Raw genomic sequence first — 17,702 nt, 5'->3', positions numbered from 1 at the left:
ACCCGAAACCGTCCCCCCGGGGACCCATGCCTGGAAGGCACACCCCATGGATTTCCCCGCCGCACTTCAGAACGGACTCGCCGCGGTCATCGCGTTCGTCCCGCTCGCACTGCTGTTCCTGCTCATCCTCATCGTCGGCCTCATCGTCGCGAAGCTCATCGAGAAGGGCCTCTCCCGGCTCCTCACGAAGGTCGGCTTCGACCGCGCCGTCGAGCGCGGCGGTATCAAGAAGGCCCTCGCGAACTCGAAGCTCGACGCCTCCGACATCGTGTCGAAGATCATCTACTACACGCTGGTGCTGTTCGTTCTCCAGTTCGCCTTCGGTGTCTTCGGGCAGAACCCGGTCAGCGACCTGCTCCAGGGCATCATCGGGTTCCTCCCGAAGATCATCGTGGCGATCATCATCATCGTCATCGCCGCGGCGATCGCCGCCGGCGCCAAGGGGCTCATTCAGAACACGCTCGGCGGTCTCTCCTACGGCAAGGTCCTCGGGAACATCGTCGCCGTCTTCATCCTGTTCCTCGGAGCGACCGCTGCGCTGAACCAGATCGAGGTCGCCACGACCGTCACCACGCCGATCCTCATCGCGGTCCTCGCCATCATCGCCGGCGTCATCATCGTGGGTGCGGGCGGCGGGCTCATCAAGCCGATGCAGCAGCGCTGGGAGACGATCCTCACCAAGGCCGAGGACGAGGCTCCGAAGATCCAGCAGCACGCTCAGAACGCGCCGAGCGTGAAGGAGCAGGCCGAGCAGGCCGCGCGCAAGGCGCAGCAGGCCGCGCCGACGACGACCACTCGCCGTTCGAGCTGACGCGCCCGACAGGACCGGCCCCGCTCCTCTCTGAGCGGGGCCGGTCCTGTTCCCACCCCCCGCACCAGCGTTCGCGCTCGCCTGATCGGAGATCCCATGACTGCTCGACCCACCTCTCGGATCTCGACACCGGACGACCCGGCCGTCGAGATGATCCGGCACGAGGAGCAGCTGAGCGTCACCACGCGGCGATACGCGACCGAGCGAGTCCGGCTCGAGCGCGTCATCGTCACCGAGCAGCGCACCCTCACCGTCGACGTCCGGCGCGAGGAGATCCGCCTCACCCGCGAATCCCTTCCCGAAGGAGGCCCGCTTCCTCGCGACCTCGACGCGCGCACTCCTCAGCCTGTCGTCGTCATCCTGCACGAGGAGCGGATCGGCATCGTCAAGACCGTCGTCCCCACCGAGCGCGTCACCCTGAGCACGCACTCCGTCACCGAGGAGCGACTGCTCTCCGAGGCGCTCGGTCGAGAAGTACTCGACGTGAGCTGAGCAGAGCCGCAGAGGAGTCGCCGTCGGGAGCGGAGACCGCGGGCGTCTTCGGCAGCGAGGGCGAGTCGGGCGGAACGCCGCTGCCCTGTCGTCTCGACGGCACTTCGCGGTCGGGCGCGACTCAGCTGTGCGTCGTGTTCTCCCGGATCTCCTCGAGGCTGATCTCCGGCGCGCCGCCGGCCGCCGCCTCGGGGTCCATCCAGACGAAGTCCCAGTGGTGGCCGTCGAGGTCGTCGAAGCTCTTCGAGTACATGAAGCCGTGGTCCTGGGTGCCGGCGTCCGCCGCGCCCGCTGCGAGTGCCTTCTCGTGGACGGTGTCGACCTCCTCCTTGCTCTCGGCGCTGAGGGCGAGCTGCACCTCGGTCGAGGTGGTGGCGTCGATGATCGGCTTGCTGGTGAACTCGGCGAAGAACTCCCGCGTGAGCAGCATCGCGGTGATCGTGTCGCTGATCACCACGCTGACGGCGTGCTCGTCGCTGAAGCCCTCGTTGATGGAGTAGCCGAGCGACTCGAAGAACGCACGGGATCGTGCGAGATCGCTGACGGCCAGGTTGACGAAGATCGTGGTGGGCATCGGTGCGCCGTTCCTTCCGAGGTGCCGGTGGCCCGCCGCCTCCGGTCGTCACTGCCGATGATGGTGAGCGCTCGGTGACGGTGTCAAGCGATCGGGAGCGGGCCGGCGGTTGTGCTCGTCCGCCGCTCGCTTGCACACTGTCGGCATGAGCAGCGACAGCGACGTGCGCCGCCTCGCCCTCGAACTGCCAGGGGTCGAGGAGCGCTCCGCCTACGGCACCCCGGCCTTCTACGCCGGGTCGAGGATGTTCGCCCGATTGCACGAGCAGCCCGGAGTGCTCGTCTGCTGGCGAGCGGATCTCGGCGAGCGGGAGGCGCTGCTGCAGGACGACCCCGACACGTACTTCACCTCCGATCACTACGACGGCCACCCGAGCGTGCTCGTGCGTCTCGCGAGAGTCCCGCCCGCCCGCCTCGGCGAGCTGCTGCGCGAGGCGTGGGAGGCGCGGGCCCCGAAGCGGCTGCGCGACGCCGCGCCTCCGGAGTGAGCGCCGGCACTCCGGTCGCGCGCGCCCGCCTCCTCGCCGCCTGCGGAGGGGCACTGTCGTGACGAGCGGGGCGGTCCGTCCGACGGGACGAGGTCAGCGCTGACCGCCGGAGGCGACCCTGTCGATGATCAGGTCGATCCGATGCCGCCGGTCGTCGGCATCGCGCACGGGCCAGGCGGGAGAGTCGCCCTCGGTGACGCCCCAGGGCACGAGCACGTCGAAGTCGAGGTCTCGGATCAGCCTCAGGCTGTCGAGATAGTCGGCGCGGAGCGCGGGGTCGAGGACGACGGCCTTCCACTCGCCGTTCTCGATCCAGAGGAAGTCGCCGGTGAAGAGGAAGCGGTTCGTGCCGTTGTCCCACAGGTATGAGCAGGTTCCGGGCGTGTGGCCGGGCGTCGGGATGACCTCGAGGTCGTGGTCGATCCACTCGCGCCGATCGAAGGTTCCCGCGATCTCGAGCGAGGCGCCGACCTCGGAGCGATCGGCGTGATGCATCCAGACCGCGACGTCCAGCTCGGGCTGCCCGTACATCGCCTCGTGCGCGTGGTTCACGAGCAGCCGCGAGGGCGGACCGAGCTGCCGGATCGCCGTCGCCGCTTCGCTCACACCGGGGGAGTTGTAGACGACGACGGTGCCTTCGGGGCGTTGCAGCACGAAGGAGCGGAGCTGGACGTCGTGCTGGTACGGGAGGCGCGAGGAGGGCGTCGCGAGGAGGCCCTCGAAGGGCGAGTGGAGGAGATCGTTCGTGCTCGGTGCCATGGTCAGGACCTTTCGCGATGCGGATCGCGGTCGATGTTCCGTGAGGTGGCGATCACCCGGCGTCGGTCGAGGGCGACCGGCGGGCGGGCAGCGCGACCGGGGAGCACGGGTCGCACCGTCGTGACGACGCTATCGGGGTGGCCTCTCTGCGGGGTGTGAGTCGATGGGCCCGATCAGCCGGGGAGTGGGCGAGCGCGCGATCCGCTCCTCCGATCGGCGTCTGTCAACCGCGTGGTGCACCGTGCGGTGCGGAGCCTAGGTTCGACGGAACGTGTCCCTGACCCCGATGCGCCTCACCGGCACCGCTCCATCAGCAGAGGACGTTCCCATGAAGACCCTGTTCCACACCGGCGGCTTCGTCGATCTCGAGGACGAGACCGCGGCGGCGGTCCTCCGCTACTCCCTGACGCTCGCGCGGCACCGCGAGATGGGCACGGTCACGCTCGACGATGCCAGCAGGCCGGAGACGCGCTCGCAGGTGCTGATCGTCGTCGGTCTCGGTGTGCCGCTGTCGGTCCACGGGATCCGCAGTCCGGACGAGACGCAGCAGGTCGGCGACACGGTCGCCGAGATCGACACTCGCACCGAGAGACTCGACACCCCTCAGCTCGTCGCCTTCGAGAACGACCCCGAGGACACCTCGTACGAGGTCGACTTCGATTTCGACCTGCTCTGACACTCCGGGCCGACTCGGAGCGGCACCCTCGACGCCCGTCAGCGGTCCGGAGGCGAGTCCAGGGGGCTGCCGGTCGTCCCGGGTCACGGCGCGAGGGCTCTCCCGGACAGGTGGTGGCAGGGATCGCTGTTCTCGGGTTTCACAGCTGACCGGAGTACGTCCGAGCTCGCGAGGGAGCTCACTGACGCGGCCCCCGGAGGTCCTGCTTGAGGGCGGCCCCCTGGGGTTGCAGGAGGGAGACCGGTCGGCTGCGGTCGAGGTGGTCTCGCAGACCACTGTTCATCCCGTCCTTCCTCCACGACCGGTCAGCGGCTTGACTCGATCCGACGAAGGAAAGAGGTCGACATGACATCAGCGACGTTCACCCTGAACAACGGAGTCGAGATCCCGGCGCTCGGCCTCGGGGTCCTCCAGAGCGAGGGTGACGAGGCGGCCTCGGCCGTCGAGAACGCGCTGCGCTCGGGATACCGCCTGATCGACACCGCCGCCGCGTACTTCAACGAGCGCGAGGTCGGCCTCGGCATTCGCGAGTCCGGAGTGCCCCGCGAGGACGTCTTCCTCACGACCAAGCTCTGGATGACCGACTACGGCTTCGACAGCGCCCTGCGCGGCTTCGACACCAGCGCCGCCAAGCTCGGCGTCGACCACGTCGACCTCTTTTTGCTGCACTGGCCGTGGGCGGCTGACCGTGATCGCACGATCGCTGCGTACAAGGCCGCCGAGCGCCTCCTGAGCGAGGGGCGCGTGCGCGCTATCGGAGTCGCGAACTTCTCGGCCGACGACCTCCAGGCGCTCGCGCGCGCGACCGACGTCGTCCCGGCGGTGAATCAGATCGAGGTGCACCCCAACTTCCAGCAGCCCGAGCTGGTCGCGGTGAACCGCGGTCTCGGGATCCTCACCCAGGCCTGGTCGCCGATCGGCGGCGTGTACGGCTGGGCGGGCGAGAACGGCGCTGTGCCGCCGCTGCAGAACGACGCGATCCGCGCGATCGCCGAGGCGCACGCGAAGTCGTCGGCGCAGGTGATCCTCCGCTGGCAATTGCAGGAGGGTCGCAGCGCGATCCCCAAGTCGGTGACCCCGGCACGCATCGCCGAGAACCTCGACGTGTTCGACTTCGAGCTCTCCGCCGATGAGATGCAGACGATCCGCTCGCTCGACACCGGCGTGCGCGGAGCGGTCGACCCTGCGGTCGTCACCCCCGAGGTCATCGACCTCACGATCGACGCGGCCTGAGATGACCGATCGCGAGGAGATCACGGGCTTCCTGACGTCCCGGCGCGCCCGCATCACTCCTGAGCAGGCGGGACTGCCGCACTACGGGGGGCGGCGGCGGGTGCCCGGGCTCCGGCGCGAGGAGGTGGCTCAGCTCGCGGGGGTCAGCACCGACTACTACGCGAAGCTGGAGCGCGGGAACACGCCGGGCGCCTCGCGGGAGGTCCTCGAGGCGATCGGCAGGGCCCTGCAGCTCGACGAGACCGAGCTGCAGCACCTGATGGATCTCGTCCAGGTGACCGCAGCACCGCTGCGACGTCGAGCGCGTCCGCGCGGCCGAGGAGTCGCCGCCGGGACTCAGGCGGTGCTCGACGCCCTCACTGTCCCGGCGATCGTGCAGAACCCGCGGCTCGACGTGGTCGCGACGAACGCTCTCGGCGCGGCCCTGTACGGGCTGGCGCCCGCAGACATCGGCGAGTTCAACGGAGCCCGGTTCCCATTCCTCGATGCTCGCGCCGACGACTTCTACGTCGACTCCGCGCAGGTCAAGCGGAACGTCGTCGCACTGCTGCATCAGGCGGCGGGGCGCGACCCGTTCGACGAGGACCTCGTCCGGCTCGTCGGTCTGCTCTCGACCCGGAGCGCGGAGTTCCGTGCGCTCTGGGCGTCCCACGACGTGATCCGCTTCCAGCGAGGTGCGAAGCACTACCGGCATCCGCTCGTCGGCGACCTCGAGTTCGGCTACGAGTCGTTCGAGCTGACCACGGATCCCGGACTCACCCTGCTCGTCTACACGATCGAACCGCTGTCGGCCACCGCCGAGCGCGTCACACTGCTCGCCTCCTGGCAGAGCACCCCCGCCGCGCGCTCGTCGCGCGCGACGTCCTGATCCACGACCCCCTCTGAAGGACCGATGAACGACTTCCTCACCCTCAACAACGGTGTCCACCTGCCTTCCATCGGCTTCGGCGTGTTCCAGAGCGCGCCGGAGGAGACCACCGCGGCCGTCGAGTCCGCTCTCGCCGCCGGCTACCGCCACATCGACACCGCGGCGGGTTACGGCAACGAGCGCGAGGTCGGCGACGCCGTCCGCCGCTCCGGCCTCGACCGCGACGACGTGGTGCTCGAGACCAAGGTGTGGGTCAGCGACTACGGCTACGACCAGACGCTGCACGCCTTCGAGAAGAGTGCCGCGAAGCTCGGCGTCGATCGGATCGACGTGCTGATCCTGCACCAGCCGATGCCGCAGCACTTCGAGCGCACGGTCCAGGCCTACCGCGCCCTCGAGACCCTCCTCGCGGACGGCCGCGTCCGGGCGATCGGCGTGAGCAACTTCCTGCCGCATCACATCACGGCTCTGCGCGAGCAGACCGAGATCGTCCCCGCCGTCAACCAGGTCGAGCTGCACCCCTACTTCACTCAGCCGGCGGTGCAGGAGGCGAACGCCGAGCTCGGGATCCTCACGCAGGCCTGGTCGCCCATCGGCGGCATCACCTTCTACCCCGGCTACGGCGAGGACCGCCGCAGTGTCCTCGAGGACGATCTGCTGGGCCGCCTCGCCAGCGAGCACGGCGTCACCCCCGCGCAGGTCATGCTGCGCTGGCACGTCCAGGAGGGACGCTCGGCTATCCCCAAGTCGACGAATCCCGAGCGCATCGCGCAGAATCTCGCGGTATCGGGCTTCGCGCTCAGCGACGACGAGCTGCGCGAGATCGCCGCGCTCGACCGCGGCGTCCGCGGTGGCCCGGATCCCGACCAGGTCGACCCGTCGACCTGGGGGCTCGAGATCCCTGAAGCGTGACGCTGCGGCACTCGGGAGCAGGACGACCACTGTGAAGAGCTCCGGACGGCCGGCGGTGCGGAGTGAGCGGGGGCCTCGCGCCGGCCGCGAGGAGGACGCCCCCTCCGGGATGACGGATGCCTCGGGCGGGCGCACTCGACGGTAGCGCCGCTCGCCGAGCACGGACGCGTGACGAGGGAGTGCCGCAAGGGCCGGACGCCCCTCCTGCTACGGTCGCCCCGGTGCGCATCGCATCACGCGGGGGCGGCGGAGGGAAGCGCGATGGCGGACACGAACAGGGGCGCGGGAGCGGCCGCCGTGACAGCCGCCGTGCTGTGGCTCGGCACCGGCGCGATCGCGGCCGCACTGCAGTGGAACTCGCTCAGCATCGGCGGGCAGGAGGCGGTGCTGCCGCTCACGGTCCCCGGCTACGTCTGGGCGCAGCCGATGCCCTGGTCGCTGCTCGTGGGGCTGGTCGGTGCGATCGTCGTGGCCGTCGTGCACCTGCTGGTGAGCCGGCTCGTCGGCGGATCCGGTCGGGCCGCCTTCGTGGCCGTCTGGTTCGCGGCCGTGGTCGCGGGAGGGGTCGCGGGCCTCGCTCAGGACGCGGCCGTCGTCGCGGGCGCGCTCCCGCCGATGCGGCTCCGGATGCTCTTCTCGGGGCTGGGCGCGCAGGCCGCGGTCGGCGCCTACTGGGGGCTCGTGCAGGGCTGGCTGCCCGCGCTGCTGGTCGTGCTGCTGGGTCGTCGCGCGAGCGCGGCTCCCGCGCGCCCGTCGCGTCTCGGACCCGTCGCACTGGCGGGCGTCTCCGTGGTCGTCGCGGCCGCGCTCGTGGTCGCGGGGGTCGCCGGGCAGCGGGAGGCCCAGCGCAGCGCCGCAGCCGCGGAGGCGATCGCGAACGGCTATGACGAGGAGACGGGAGCGCTCCCCGATCCGTACGCCGAGGGCACGCCTCCGCCGACCAGCGCGCCCGCCGAGGGCCCCGTCGCCGCAGACGCCTGCACCCCCGAGGTCGCGACACCCCTGCTCGGCGGCATGGACGCGGCCACCGGGCACCGGATGCTCACGATCGAGCTGCTCAACTTCTCCGAGGAGCCGTGCGTGATCGAGGGCTACCCCGATCTGGCCTTCGCCGACCAGAACGGCAACGCGCTCTACGTCGACCTCGTGCGCGGAGGCTCGTTCATGACCGAGGACGCGGGGCCGGTGCGCACCGAGATCCCCGCCGGCGGCTCCGCGGTCGCACGCCTCGGCTGGGACGCCGGCGCCACCCAGGGTGCCCTCGTGGCGAGCACTCTCTACTGCGCGCAGATCCCCGGCGGCGTGCGCGGATCCTGGCCCGTGCAGACCGACATCGTGGCGGGCGCCGAGGTGGCGGTGACCGCCTGGGCGCTGCGCTCGGCGGCGGAGGGCACGACGCCCTGATCGCGAGCGCTGATCCCGCTCCGCAGCGGTTCAGAACAGACGGACCGTATCGGCCGGCTCCTCCAGGTGGCGCACGAGCGCCGGGATCCGCTTCTTGAAGGGGAAGAACCCGCGCGATGCCGAGGGCCACGCGGTGCTGTCCCACCGGCGGCGCACGGTGACGAGCGCGACGCCTTCGTCCGCCAGGGCGGAGCGGAGTCGGTCCAGCCGCTCGCGAACGGGGCCGACCGGCGCGTAGGGGACCACCACGGTGTCGAGCCGCTCGGACGTCGCCCAGTCGACGACGGTCGCGGGTCGCGCGTCGGCCAGCACCCGCGCCGGCCCGCCCGGCGCGCGTACCGCGGCGTCGGCGACGGCTGCTGCCGTGAAGGCGTGCACCGCATCGGAGACGGCGAAGGGGGAGCGCTCGCTCGCGTCGGCGTGGACGGCGCTCGACACGAGCACCTCCGCCAGGCCGGGCTGCTCGGCGAGGAGGCTGCCCGGGTCGAGATCCTCCTCGTGCAGCAGGAGGCCGGCGCGCGCACCGACGGTCCCGACGACGTCGTCCGGCTCGAGGGAGTCCCGGGGCGGGAAGGGCTCCTCGCTGAGCGCGGGGGCCGTGGTGGCGAGGCCGCGGGGAGAGAAGCGTCCCTCGGTGTACTTGGCGATGTTCGACGCGGAGGCGAGGTACGTCTTCCCCGCGGTCTGCAGGCCGGCGACCCACCGCCACGACAGGGTGTTGGACGCGGCGTCGCCGTCGAGCAGGTGCCGGTAGAAGAAGTCGGCGCCGAGCTGCCACGGCAGGCCGAGCGTGAAGATCCAGATGCTCGCGAACCACATGCGCGTGTGATTGTGCAGGTAGCCGGTCTCGACGAGCTCGCGCACCCACGCGTCCATCGCCTCGATGCCGCTCCGCCCGCCGATCGCGTCGCGGTACTCCGAGGGGAGCTCGCCTGCGGCGAAGGCGTCCACCTCGCGGCGGTAGCGGCGCCACACCTCCGGGTTCTGCTCGAGCCAGCCCTTCCAGTAGGTGCGCCAGAACACCTCCTGGACGAATTTCTCCGACGCGGAGAGGGAGTGACGCGCGAGGACCGCGGCGACGACCTCCCGCTCGGTCACGAGTCGATGGCGGAGGTACGGGGAGAGCCCGGACACGTTGTCGCGAGAGGGTCCGAGGTCGTGATTGCGGTCGCGCGCATAGGCGGAGCCGGCGCGGGCGACGAAGTCGTCGAGCGCCTCGAGACCGGCGGCTCTGGTCGGGATGAACATCGACCCATCATCCGTCTCGAGGCGGTGCGAACACTGACAGCGTGCGACTGCGGAGGGGGACACGTTGGGCTCGTCGGAACGCGTTCGGCTCGCCGGAACGGCCCGGATCGACGAGCCGAACCGGATCTCACGAGCCGAACGTCTCGCCGGCCGGCACCCCCGAGAGGGTGCCGGCCGGCGGTGGTGCGATGACCGGGAGGGTCAGCGCTGTGCGAGCGGGATCGCGATATCGGTGACGCCGGCGCCGACCCTGCCGAGCGCGGTGGCCGTGCCGTCGAGCAGGCCGATCTCGTAGAGCGACCCGTTGACGACGGCGAGGCCGATCGATCCGACGGAGCTGCCGTTGCGGAGGAGCGAGAAGACGTCGAAGCCGGTGGCGCCCGCGGCGTCGATGCCGAGCTTCCCGGTCGGCGCCAGCGAGCCCGCGTTGGCGGGGGACTGGATGGCGACCTGGTCGAGAGCCGTGTCGAGGACGAAGAGAGTGGTCGCCGTGTCCGCGTCGAGATCGTTGTTGGTGTACGCCGCGCCGTTGACTCCGGTGGCCGTGGCGGGCGCCGCATAGCTCAGCGCGCCGTCGGACACCGTCGCCGCACCCGGGGTGGCGAACGGCTGACGGAGGTTCTGGCCGGCGTCGCTGACCACGCGGAGTGCGTTGGCGGCGGGGTTGAAGTCGACGCCGAAGGTGGTGCCGCTCAGCGCGACGGTGAGCCGGGTGACCTGGGTGGCCACTCCGGTGCTCGCGTCGATGGAGTAGACGCCGGCGCTCGCCGCGTTGTTGCCGACCCCGTAGAGGTTGCCGTCCTGGACCCGGTAGTCGATGCCGATCAGCTTGGTGTCGCCGCCGGTCAGGCCGCTCACGGCGACGCTGCCCGTGATCGTGCCGGGCTTGACGGGGTTGAACTGCACGAGCTTCGCGCCACCGTCGGCCAGGCCGACGACGCGCAGGTTGCCCGCCACCGAGCGGGCGGCGCTGATCAGCTTCGCGGCGGCGGCGTTGACGGAGGCGTTGCCGGAAGCGCTGGTCGCCGCGGCGGGAGCAACGCTGCTCGCACCGGCCACCACGGGTGCCACGGCCATGACACCGGCTACGGCAACAGCGGCGATACCGAGTCTGAAGGTCCTGCTCATCGTGAACTCCTTGGAACTGTCGGTCGCCGGAGGTCGGCGACTCGAAGGGTGTACGCCCGGGCAGGGGCGGGCGTTCATTCGGGAGGCGAGATTCTTCGGGACGATCTGCGATCGGGCTCGGTGACCAGATCGCGCGCAACGGATCAGGCTTTGCTGCGCATCATCTTCTCCGCCGTGCGCAGCCCGAATCGCTTCGTGAACACCCGCGTCGACAGGAGGGCGAGGACGGCGTTCATCCGACCGTCCACCACGGACGGCGCCCGGGTGGGCATGGCCCTCCACGCGGTGTCGACGACGTCGCGGGCCCGGCGCTTGTTCTTCCCCGGGCCGGGGTTCATCGGGGTGTCGGTGTCGCCGGGCGCGACGGAGAAGATCCTCAGGCCGTGCGGGCGGTGCTCCTCCGACAGTGCTTCGGTGAGGCTGAGGACGTAGGCCTTCGATGCGGCGTAGGCCGAGAAGTGCGGAAGCGGCTGGTACCCGGCGCCACTGGCGATGTTGATGATCGTGCCGCGTCCGGCCTCGCGCATCCGGATGACGGCAGCCCTGGTCAGGAGCGTCAGCGCGGTCACGTTGATGTCGACCATCCGGCGGAGCTCGTCCGGATCCATCCGATCGAGGTCCCCCTCCGGAGCCGTGCCGGCGCTGTTGACGACGTGGTCGAGGCGCGGCAGCAGGCTCGTGACGACCTCGACCAGCTGCGAGACGTGAGTCGGGTTCGAGAGATCGGCGGGATGAACGGAGGCGGTGATGCCGTGCCGGTCGGAGAGCTCGTCGGCCAGGGCGTGCAGCGCGCCCTCCGATCGGGCGACGAGGAGGAGGTCGAAGCCCTCGCGGGCGTAGCGGCGGGCGAACTCGGCGCCGATGCCGGAGCTGGCTCCGGTGACGAGGGCGAGGGGGCGGTCCAGGGTGGCCATGATGTCCTTTCGGTTGCCCCGAGTGTAAACGGATTATCTATCCGTTCGGAACACTCATCCGATCGGACACTCGTTCCGGTACGGTGGGGGAATGGATGGACTCCGCCGCGACGCTGCACGCAACCGCGATCGCATCCTCGCCGCCGCTCGCGAGGCGGCCGGGCGGGGGGAGGCCCTGACGATGAACGCCGTCGCCCGTGCCGCCGACGTCGGAGTGGGCACCGTGTACCGGCACTTCGCCGGCGTCGAGGAGCTCGAAGAGGCCGTGGTCTGGAATCGCTTCGACGAGCTGGATCAGGTGCTCAGCGGCGAAGGTCCGGATCGGTTCGAGCGGACGCTCTCCGCACACGTCGCGCTCCTGGTCGAGGATCCGCTCTTCGAGGCGGTCACCGCGCGTCCGCACCCCGTGCTGCCCGAGACGGCATCGAAGCGCGATGCGCTGATCGCACGCCTCGCCTCGGTGCTCGACGAGGCCCGGGCCGAGGGAAGCGTGCGGGCGGGTGTCGACGCCGCAGCGGTGCTGCTGCTCGCCTGCGGGATAGCGCACTCGATCCGCAGCGCGGGTCTGACGGCGGACAGCGATCGTGCGCAGGTGCTGCTCGAGGTCGTCCTCCGCGGATTCCGTCCTGACGTCGCAGCACCGGCGGCCCGGTAGCGGCGACGGCGCACCGAATCGCCTTGCTAGGGTCGCGGCCTATGGACGAGCCCCGAGAGCGCGGACGCCTCTTCTCGATCGCAGGAGTGACGATCGTGGCGGTGACCGTGCTGTTCGCGCTCGTGTACTACTTCAGATCGGCGGTGTTCGCGACGGAGGGGGACGTGCCGGCGGCCTCGGCCATCTCTCTTCCCGAGGGGAGCGAAGTAGTCGATGAGAGTGTCGAGTGTGCTTCCGGTGGTTGCTGGGCACTGCTCTCGGTGTGTCCGCCCGAGGTGATGACCCCCGAGGAGTTGTCGAGCGAGCTGGGGACGACGCCGCAAGCGCGCATCCCGGGAACGCTCTGGGACCCGCGAACCATCACGGTGAGTTCGAGAGTCGATGGACCTCTGTTGATCGTCCGCGCCGACTTCTGGTCGCGAGAAGTGACTCCTTAGGCCTGCATGCGAAGCCGCCCCGGCGTTCGCCGGCGGCGGCACCTCCGCTGCGTCGCTCAGGGGAAGAGCGACAGTCGGGTCAGGAGGGGCCACCTCGTCCCTGTCTCCTGCTTCACGTCACGGCGTCGTCCTCTGTCGCGGCCCGAGGAGAGTCCGGAGTCGAGTGCGCGCTCGCTGATGGCGGCCGCGGGCAGTCGTCTCGCTGATCCCGAGGATCCTCGCGGCTTCGGGGAGAGTGAAGCCGTCCCAGGAGATGAGCCGGACGAGCTCGGCCTGGTCTGCCGGAAGGGCATCGAGCGCGGCGCGGACGTCGAGCGTGTCCGTGTCGACGGGTTCGGCCGACTGAGTGTCGAGGTGCTGCCGAAGCTTGTGGGCCAGGTCGTGGTGGCGGATCGTACCTCGCGCGTTGTTCGCGAGGACTCGGCGCGCGACTCCGAACAGCCACATGCGCGCCTGCACCGGGTCGTCCGGCAGCTCCCTGATCTTCCGCCACGCGACGATGAACGTCTCGCTGAGCAGGTCGGCTGCGTCAGGCGGCACGGGAACCCTCCGGCCGAAGTAGCTGAGGAGGTCGGCGGCATTGGCGTCGTGGAGTCTCTCGAGGGTCGTCTCCTGCTCGGAGCGGCGCCTCCGCGTCATCACTGGGCTGCTCCGGGGGACTCGGCTTCGCACTGGCCGGCCATCTCGATCGAGGTGCTGGTGGTGAGGTAGCCGGCCTCATCGAAGACTCGGGAGATCTCATCGCCCATGAGGGAGCTCGCGACCACGCCCCGTGTCGCAGCAGGAATGTCCGCCGGGCGACCCGCGGCGGCCGCTGCCGCGTTCGCCTCGTCCCTTCCTGCCTGCTCCGCGGTCAGAGCCGCCTCGATGTCGTCGGCGGTGACGCGTGCGATCTCCGGACCCCAGTCGTGCTCCGCGAGGAAGTCGCGCGCCCGCTCGGTCAGATCGTCGGTCTCCTCATCGGAGAGCCCGCCTCCGTAGACCGGCAGGACGCGGGCGACGACGGAGCACCGCCCGACGTCGTTGCCGCCACTGAGCTCGAACGTGCGCTGCACTGACGCGTCCGGCGCCCAGCCCACCCAGCTCAGCAGGGCCGGTCCCGCAACAGCGGCCGTTGTCCCGAACCCCACCAGCGCGATCCCGATGACTGCTGCTCCCATCCCGGAGCGCAACAGGAAGCGCCGCGGACGGCGGCTCGTCACCACTGCCTGCGCGATTGCTCGCGCCTCCGCGGCACTCGTCGCATCTGCACCCAGCGGGAGTGGCGCCGCGCGTCGCACCACGTCATCCAGATCGTCCATGTCGTCCCCCTCAGCGATCGTCGTTCACTGTGAACATGTCCGGACGGGTCTCATTCTTAACGCGAGACGAGCGCACTCTCGAGCTGTCTGTGCGGCGTACCCGGCGACGCCGAGGGCAATGGCGTTCAACGGGCCATGGCCGGGGAGCGCCGAGACCTCATCTGGCGAGTGGCCGCGGGCCGCAGGGGGTCTGCCTCCTCGATATTGAGAGGCCGCGCATCCAGCCGCCGTGCTAGCGAGCGCCGGTCAGCGGAGGGCGGTGTCCTCGTCGTCGGCGGGCTCCACTCGGACGAGAGCGGGTGCGGGCTTTCGCGTCCTGGCCGTCGCGAGCGTGACGACTCCCAGCAGTGCGACTGCGGCCGAAGCGGTGAAGGCGACCGTCGCGTCGGAGTTGTAGTGGTTCACCGTCACGCTCCGGGAGCCGTCCTCGTACGTGCACGAGAGCCCGAGCGGATACCAGATCCGTTCGCCCGACACGTTGCCGCCCTCGAGAGGCATTCCCGGCGGGTGATCGCTGCGCTGGCACTGCACCACGGGGACCTCCCAGCCCTCCTGGATCCAGCCGATTCCGAAGGTCACGAGGGCGATCGGCGAGCCGAGGATCACTGCGACGGCTCCGAGAGTCCTCCTCGTGAATGCGTCCATCTCGTCAGGTTAGAGGCGAGCGGTCACGGGGGGAGGCTGTCGAGGCAGAGGGAGTGGACCGTGCAGATCCACATCGACGAGGCCGCGCCGGGGGAGGCCACCGGCAACGGTTGGACCTAGCTCGACAAGAACCTGTCGGTACTCGGGGGCCGACCGCCGGACTCCCTGCGAGCTTCGAACTGCAGGGTGCGACGTGACCGGAGTGCCCGGGCCGCCGAATCTCTCGAGCGGTGCTCCGCCCTGTTTCGCGGTCGGACGTCGACCCCTGCGAATCGCAGTACCAGGAACGGTTCGCCGGCGTTCCTGAGTCCTCGAAGGTCCTGGACACCGACGAGGACGACTCCCCGCTGTTCACCGAGCGCTTCTACCGTTGTCCTCATGGGACTCACCGGGCGGAAGGCGTCGATCCTCCTCACCGTGCTCTCGGTGGTGGCCGGGCTCCTGCTGCTGGGGCACGCGGCGGTGCAGGGGATCGGGGCGGCGACGTTCTGGCGGCCCTGCTGGTCGGAGGGGTACGAGAGCGCTGCCTGCTCCATCCTGCAGTACGAGGCGCCGTCGCCCGCGTGGCTCGCTCCTCTGTGGGTCTGGTTCGCGGAGGTGCTGCTCGCCCTGGTCGTCATCGGCGCTTCGGTCGCGGCGGGGAGACGCCTCGGTACCGCCGGTCTCGCGCTCGTCGCGGTGCTGGCGTCGAGCATCCTGATCGACCTCGTCTTCACTCCGGCGATCAACGGCGGCTACACCTCGGCCGACAACCCACCGGGGCTCGGCCTGATCGGCGCGGTGTTCCTGGCGATCGGAGGAGTGCTGATGCTGCGGGTCGCGGCGCCGTACCGCCGCGCCGCAGGCTGAGCCGACGAGCTCCCGCGCGGATCTTCGCTCAGCAGCACCAGAACGGGGTGGAGTCCGAGCGCGTCCAGGGGCACCGAGCTCGGCGATCAGGTCGCGCTCAGCGCCTCCTCCTCTGCCGCGATGTTCTTCTGCACCGCGAACTGCGTCCGGTGCAGCTCCTCGTACCGACCGGCCGCCGCCAGCAGCTCGTCGTGCGTGCCGCGCTCCACGATCGAGCCGTCCTCGACCACGAGGATGAGATCCGCGCTCCGGATGGTCGAGAGGCGGTGCGCGATCACCATCGCCGTCCGTCCCTCGAGCGCCTCGCTGAGCGCCGCCTGCACAGCGGCCTCCGAGGTCGAGTCGAGCGCCGCCGTCGCCTCGTCGAGGATGACGACGCGCGGCTGGGCGAGCAGGAGCCGCGCGATGGTCATCCGCTGGCGCTCGCCGCCGGACAGCCGGTAGCCGCGCTCCCCGACCATGGTGTCCAGCTGGTCGGGCAGCGACCGGATGAGCGGCTCGAGCCGCGCACGGCGGATGGCGTCCCACACCTCGTCGTCGGTCGCCTCCGGCCTCGCGAGGCGCAGGTTGCTGAGGATGGTCTCGTGGAAGAGGTGGCCGTCCTGGGTCACCATGCCCAGGCTGTGCCGCATCGAGGCGAAGGTCACGTCGCGGACATCCGTCCCCGCGAGGCGCACGGCGCCGCTGTCGACGTCGTACAGGCGCGAGAGCAGCTGCGCGATCGTGGACTTGCCCGCTCCGGACGTCCCGACGAGAGCGACGGTCTGACCCGGCTCGATCCTGAAGGACACGCCGTGCAGCACCTCCTCGCCGCCGCGGGTGTCGAGCGTCGAGACCTCCTCGAGGGAGGCGAGCGACACCTTGTCAGCGGACGGGTACGCGAAGCGGACGTCGTCGAACTCGACGGACACCGGGCCGTCGGGGACGGTGACGGCGTCGGGCTTCTCCTGGATCAGCGGTTCGAGATCGAGCACCTCGAAGACGCGCTCGAAGCTGACGACCGCGCTCATGATCTCGACGCGGGCGTTCGCGAGGCCGGTCAGCGGTGCGTAGAGGCGGGTGAGGAGGAGCGCCAGCGTCACCACGTCGCCGGTGTCGAGCTGGCCGCCGAGTGCGAGAGCGCCGCCGAGCCCGTACACGAGCGCGAGGGCGAGAGCGGAGACGAGCGTCAGTGCGGTGACGAACACGAACTGCAGCAGTGCTGTGCGCACCCCGATGTCGCGGACGCGGGCGGCGCGGACGCGGAACTCCTCCGCCTCCTCGTCGGGTCGGCCGAACAGCTTGACGAGCGTGGCGCCGGGCGCCGAGAAGCGCTCGGTCATCTGGGTGCTCATGGCGGAGTTGTGGTCGGCGGCCTCGCGGCGCAGCGCGGCCAGGCGGCTGCCCATCCGGCGCGCGGGCACCAGGAAGACGGGGAGCATGACCACGGCGAGGACCGTCACGAGCCAGGACGTGCTGAGCATGACGAACAGGGTGAGGATCAGCGCCACGAGGTTCGTGACGACGCCGGACAGCGTGCCGCTGAAGGCCTGCTGAGCACCGATGACGTCGTTGTTGAGGCGGCTCACGAGCGCACCCGTGCGCGTGCGGGTGAAGAACGCGATCGGCATCTTCTGGACGTGATTGAAGACGGCGGTGCGGAGGTCGAGGATCACGCCCTCGCCGATCCGCGCCGAGTACCAGCGCGTCACGAGCGACACGGCGGCGTCGGCCACGGCCACGACGGCGATGACGACGGCGAGCCACACGATCGTGGAGACCGCGCCCCGAGCGACGATGACGTCGACGACCTGGCCGGCGAGGACGGGCGTCGCGACCGCGAGGAACGCTCCCACGACGGAGAGGGCGATGAAGATCAGCAGCTTCGACCGGTAGGGCACCGCGAACGTCATGATCCGCCGCACCGACTCGCGGGAGATGCCGTGCTTCCCGTCCCTGACGGTCGAGATCTTGTACAGCGAGCTCCAGGCCGCGCCTTCCATGCTCATTGCGGTTCCTTCCGTGGGCACCAGTCCCAACTTAGGGGGCGGGAGCGGCCGGGAACTTCCCACCGGGAATGAGCCGGGGGTGTCCCAGGAACGGCTCGGCCGCCGGTCCGTGCGCGCGGGAGGGGGCGTCGTCGCTCTGGCCGGATGACGGACGGCCCCGTTGTCCGCGACGGGCGGCGCCCGTCGCCACCCCTGCTGGTCGAGTAGCCCCGCAGGGGCGTATCGAGACCCACCGGCTTCAGCAGAGGAGGCCCTCGATCCGGCCTTCTGACGCTGGTGGATCTCGATACGCCCGCTGCGCGGGCTACTCGATCAGCATGC

Annotated in this window: 20 protein-coding genes; 11 read left to right on the top strand and 9 right to left on the bottom strand. The window is 70.4% G+C overall.

The features are described 5' to 3' along the window. Positions 1–46 precede the first annotated feature (46 nt). Together GRS96_RS01680 and GRS96_RS01675 are read left to right on the top strand one after the other, a co-directional pair. Positions 47–811, top strand: coding sequence for a mechanosensitive ion channel family protein (locus GRS96_RS01680; protein WP_159855075.1), 765 nt, complete (start codon positions 47–49; stop codon positions 809–811). Positions 812–907: 96 nt separating this feature from the next. Further along, positions 908–1,303 carry a YsnF/AvaK domain-containing protein gene (locus GRS96_RS01675; protein ID WP_159855077.1) on the top strand — a complete coding sequence of 132 codons (396 nt, stop codon included), beginning with the start codon at positions 908–910 and terminating at the stop codon, positions 1,301–1,303. A 121-nt stretch (positions 1,304–1,424) separates the two neighbouring features. Here GRS96_RS01675 and GRS96_RS01670 read toward each other — a convergent pair whose 3' ends face one another. Continuing rightward, on the bottom strand, positions 1,425–1,877 hold the full coding sequence (locus GRS96_RS01670; RefSeq protein WP_159855079.1) for a VOC family protein: 453 nt from the start codon (positions 1,875–1,877) through the stop codon (positions 1,425–1,427). A gap of 145 nt (positions 1,878–2,022) precedes the next feature. Between GRS96_RS01670 and GRS96_RS01665 the strand changes: the two genes are divergently transcribed. After that, complete coding sequence (locus GRS96_RS01665) at positions 2,023–2,364, top strand: MmcQ/YjbR family DNA-binding protein (RefSeq protein ID WP_159987557.1); 342 nt, start codon at positions 2,023–2,025, stop codon at positions 2,362–2,364. A gap of 93 nt (positions 2,365–2,457) precedes the next feature. Here GRS96_RS01665 and GRS96_RS01660 read toward each other — a convergent pair whose 3' ends face one another. Beyond that, complete coding sequence (locus tag GRS96_RS01660; protein ID WP_159987556.1) at positions 2,458–3,123, bottom strand: MBL fold metallo-hydrolase; 666 nt, start codon at positions 3,121–3,123, stop codon at positions 2,458–2,460. A gap of 328 nt (positions 3,124–3,451) precedes the next feature. On the opposite strand from GRS96_RS01660, the gene GRS96_RS01655 reads away from it, so the two are divergent. The 5 genes from GRS96_RS01655 (at position 3,452) to GRS96_RS01635 (ending at position 8,216) form a co-directional block, all read left to right on the top strand. Then, complete coding sequence (locus GRS96_RS01655) at positions 3,452–3,799, top strand: hypothetical protein (protein ID WP_159855085.1); 348 nt, start codon at positions 3,452–3,454, stop codon at positions 3,797–3,799. A 345-nt stretch (positions 3,800–4,144) separates the two neighbouring features. After that, positions 4,145–5,032, top strand: coding sequence for an aldo/keto reductase (locus GRS96_RS01650; protein WP_159987555.1), 888 nt, complete (start codon positions 4,145–4,147; stop codon positions 5,030–5,032). A 1-nt stretch (position 5,033) separates the two neighbouring features. Further along, the gene (locus tag GRS96_RS01645) at positions 5,034–5,900 is read left to right on the top strand and encodes a helix-turn-helix transcriptional regulator (protein ID WP_159855089.1); all 867 of its coding nucleotides are present in this window, start codon (positions 5,034–5,036) and stop codon (positions 5,898–5,900) included. Positions 5,901–5,924: 24 nt separating this feature from the next. Then, positions 5,925–6,812, top strand: coding sequence for an aldo/keto reductase (locus tag GRS96_RS01640; protein ID WP_159987554.1), 888 nt, complete (start codon positions 5,925–5,927; stop codon positions 6,810–6,812). 261 nt (positions 6,813–7,073) lie between these two features. Beyond that, entirely contained in the window at positions 7,074–8,216 is a 1,143-nt protein-coding gene (locus tag GRS96_RS01635; protein ID WP_159987553.1) for a DUF4232 domain-containing protein, read from the top strand. A gap of 30 nt (positions 8,217–8,246) precedes the next feature. Here GRS96_RS01635 and GRS96_RS01630 read toward each other — a convergent pair whose 3' ends face one another. The 3 genes from GRS96_RS01630 to GRS96_RS01620 form a co-directional block, all read right to left on the bottom strand. Next, positions 8,247–9,464 (bottom strand): FAD-binding domain-containing protein, encoded by a 1,218-nt coding sequence (locus GRS96_RS01630; RefSeq protein ID WP_159987552.1) that lies wholly within the window; start codon positions 9,462–9,464, stop codon positions 8,247–8,249. A gap of 201 nt (positions 9,465–9,665) precedes the next feature. Continuing rightward, the gene (locus GRS96_RS01625; protein ID WP_204162016.1) at positions 9,666–10,592 is read right to left on the bottom strand and encodes a DUF4394 domain-containing protein; all 927 of its coding nucleotides are present in this window, start codon (positions 10,590–10,592) and stop codon (positions 9,666–9,668) included. A 143-nt stretch (positions 10,593–10,735) separates the two neighbouring features. Then, positions 10,736–11,506 (bottom strand): SDR family NAD(P)-dependent oxidoreductase, encoded by a 771-nt coding sequence (locus tag GRS96_RS01620; RefSeq protein ID WP_159987551.1) that lies wholly within the window; start codon positions 11,504–11,506, stop codon positions 10,736–10,738. Between the two features lie 91 nt (positions 11,507–11,597). Between GRS96_RS01620 and GRS96_RS01615 the strand changes: the two genes are divergently transcribed. Beyond that, positions 11,598–12,161, top strand: coding sequence for a TetR/AcrR family transcriptional regulator (locus GRS96_RS01615; protein WP_159987550.1), 564 nt, complete (start codon positions 11,598–11,600; stop codon positions 12,159–12,161). Positions 12,162–12,202: 41 nt separating this feature from the next. After that, the gene (locus GRS96_RS01610) at positions 12,203–12,598 is read left to right on the top strand and encodes a hypothetical protein (RefSeq protein WP_159987549.1); all 396 of its coding nucleotides are present in this window, start codon (positions 12,203–12,205) and stop codon (positions 12,596–12,598) included. Positions 12,599–12,715: 117 nt separating this feature from the next. Here the strand turns inward: GRS96_RS01610 and GRS96_RS01605 are convergent, their stop codons facing one another. The 3 genes from GRS96_RS01605 to GRS96_RS01595 all read right to left on the bottom strand — a co-directional run bounded on the left by GRS96_RS01605 (position 12,716) and on the right by GRS96_RS01595 (position 14,544). Then, on the bottom strand, positions 12,716–13,237 hold the full coding sequence (locus GRS96_RS01605; RefSeq protein WP_159987548.1) for an RNA polymerase sigma factor: 522 nt from the start codon (positions 13,235–13,237) through the stop codon (positions 12,716–12,718). Continuing rightward, positions 13,237–13,899, bottom strand: a complete 663-nt coding sequence (locus GRS96_RS01600) for a hypothetical protein (protein WP_159987547.1) — start codon at positions 13,897–13,899, stop codon at positions 13,237–13,239. Before GRS96_RS01600 ends, GRS96_RS01605 begins: the two co-directional genes overlap by 1 nt. Before the next feature lie 246 nt (positions 13,900–14,145). Continuing rightward, positions 14,146–14,544 carry a hypothetical protein gene (locus GRS96_RS01595; RefSeq protein ID WP_159987546.1) on the bottom strand — a complete coding sequence of 133 codons (399 nt, stop codon included), beginning with the start codon at positions 14,542–14,544 and terminating at the stop codon, positions 14,146–14,148. 378 nt (positions 14,545–14,922) lie between these two features. On the opposite strand from GRS96_RS01595, the gene GRS96_RS01590 reads away from it, so the two are divergent. Then, positions 14,923–15,393, top strand: a complete 471-nt coding sequence (locus tag GRS96_RS01590; RefSeq protein WP_159855118.1) for a hypothetical protein — start codon at positions 14,923–14,925, stop codon at positions 15,391–15,393. An 86-nt stretch (positions 15,394–15,479) separates the two neighbouring features. Here the strand turns inward: GRS96_RS01590 and GRS96_RS01585 are convergent, their stop codons facing one another. Continuing rightward, positions 15,480–17,381: an ABC transporter ATP-binding protein gene (locus tag GRS96_RS01585; RefSeq protein ID WP_159987545.1), complete on the bottom strand. Its 1,902-nt coding sequence runs from the start codon at positions 17,379–17,381 to the stop codon at positions 15,480–15,482. Between the last annotated feature and the right edge of the window lie 321 nt (positions 17,382–17,702).

This window comes from Rathayibacter sp. VKM Ac-2803 (genome assembly GCF_009807175.1).
In the GTDB taxonomy this organism is placed as follows: domain Bacteria; phylum Actinomycetota; class Actinomycetes; order Actinomycetales; family Microbacteriaceae; genus Rathayibacter.
This window is presented reverse-complemented; position numbering and strand designations above follow the sequence as displayed.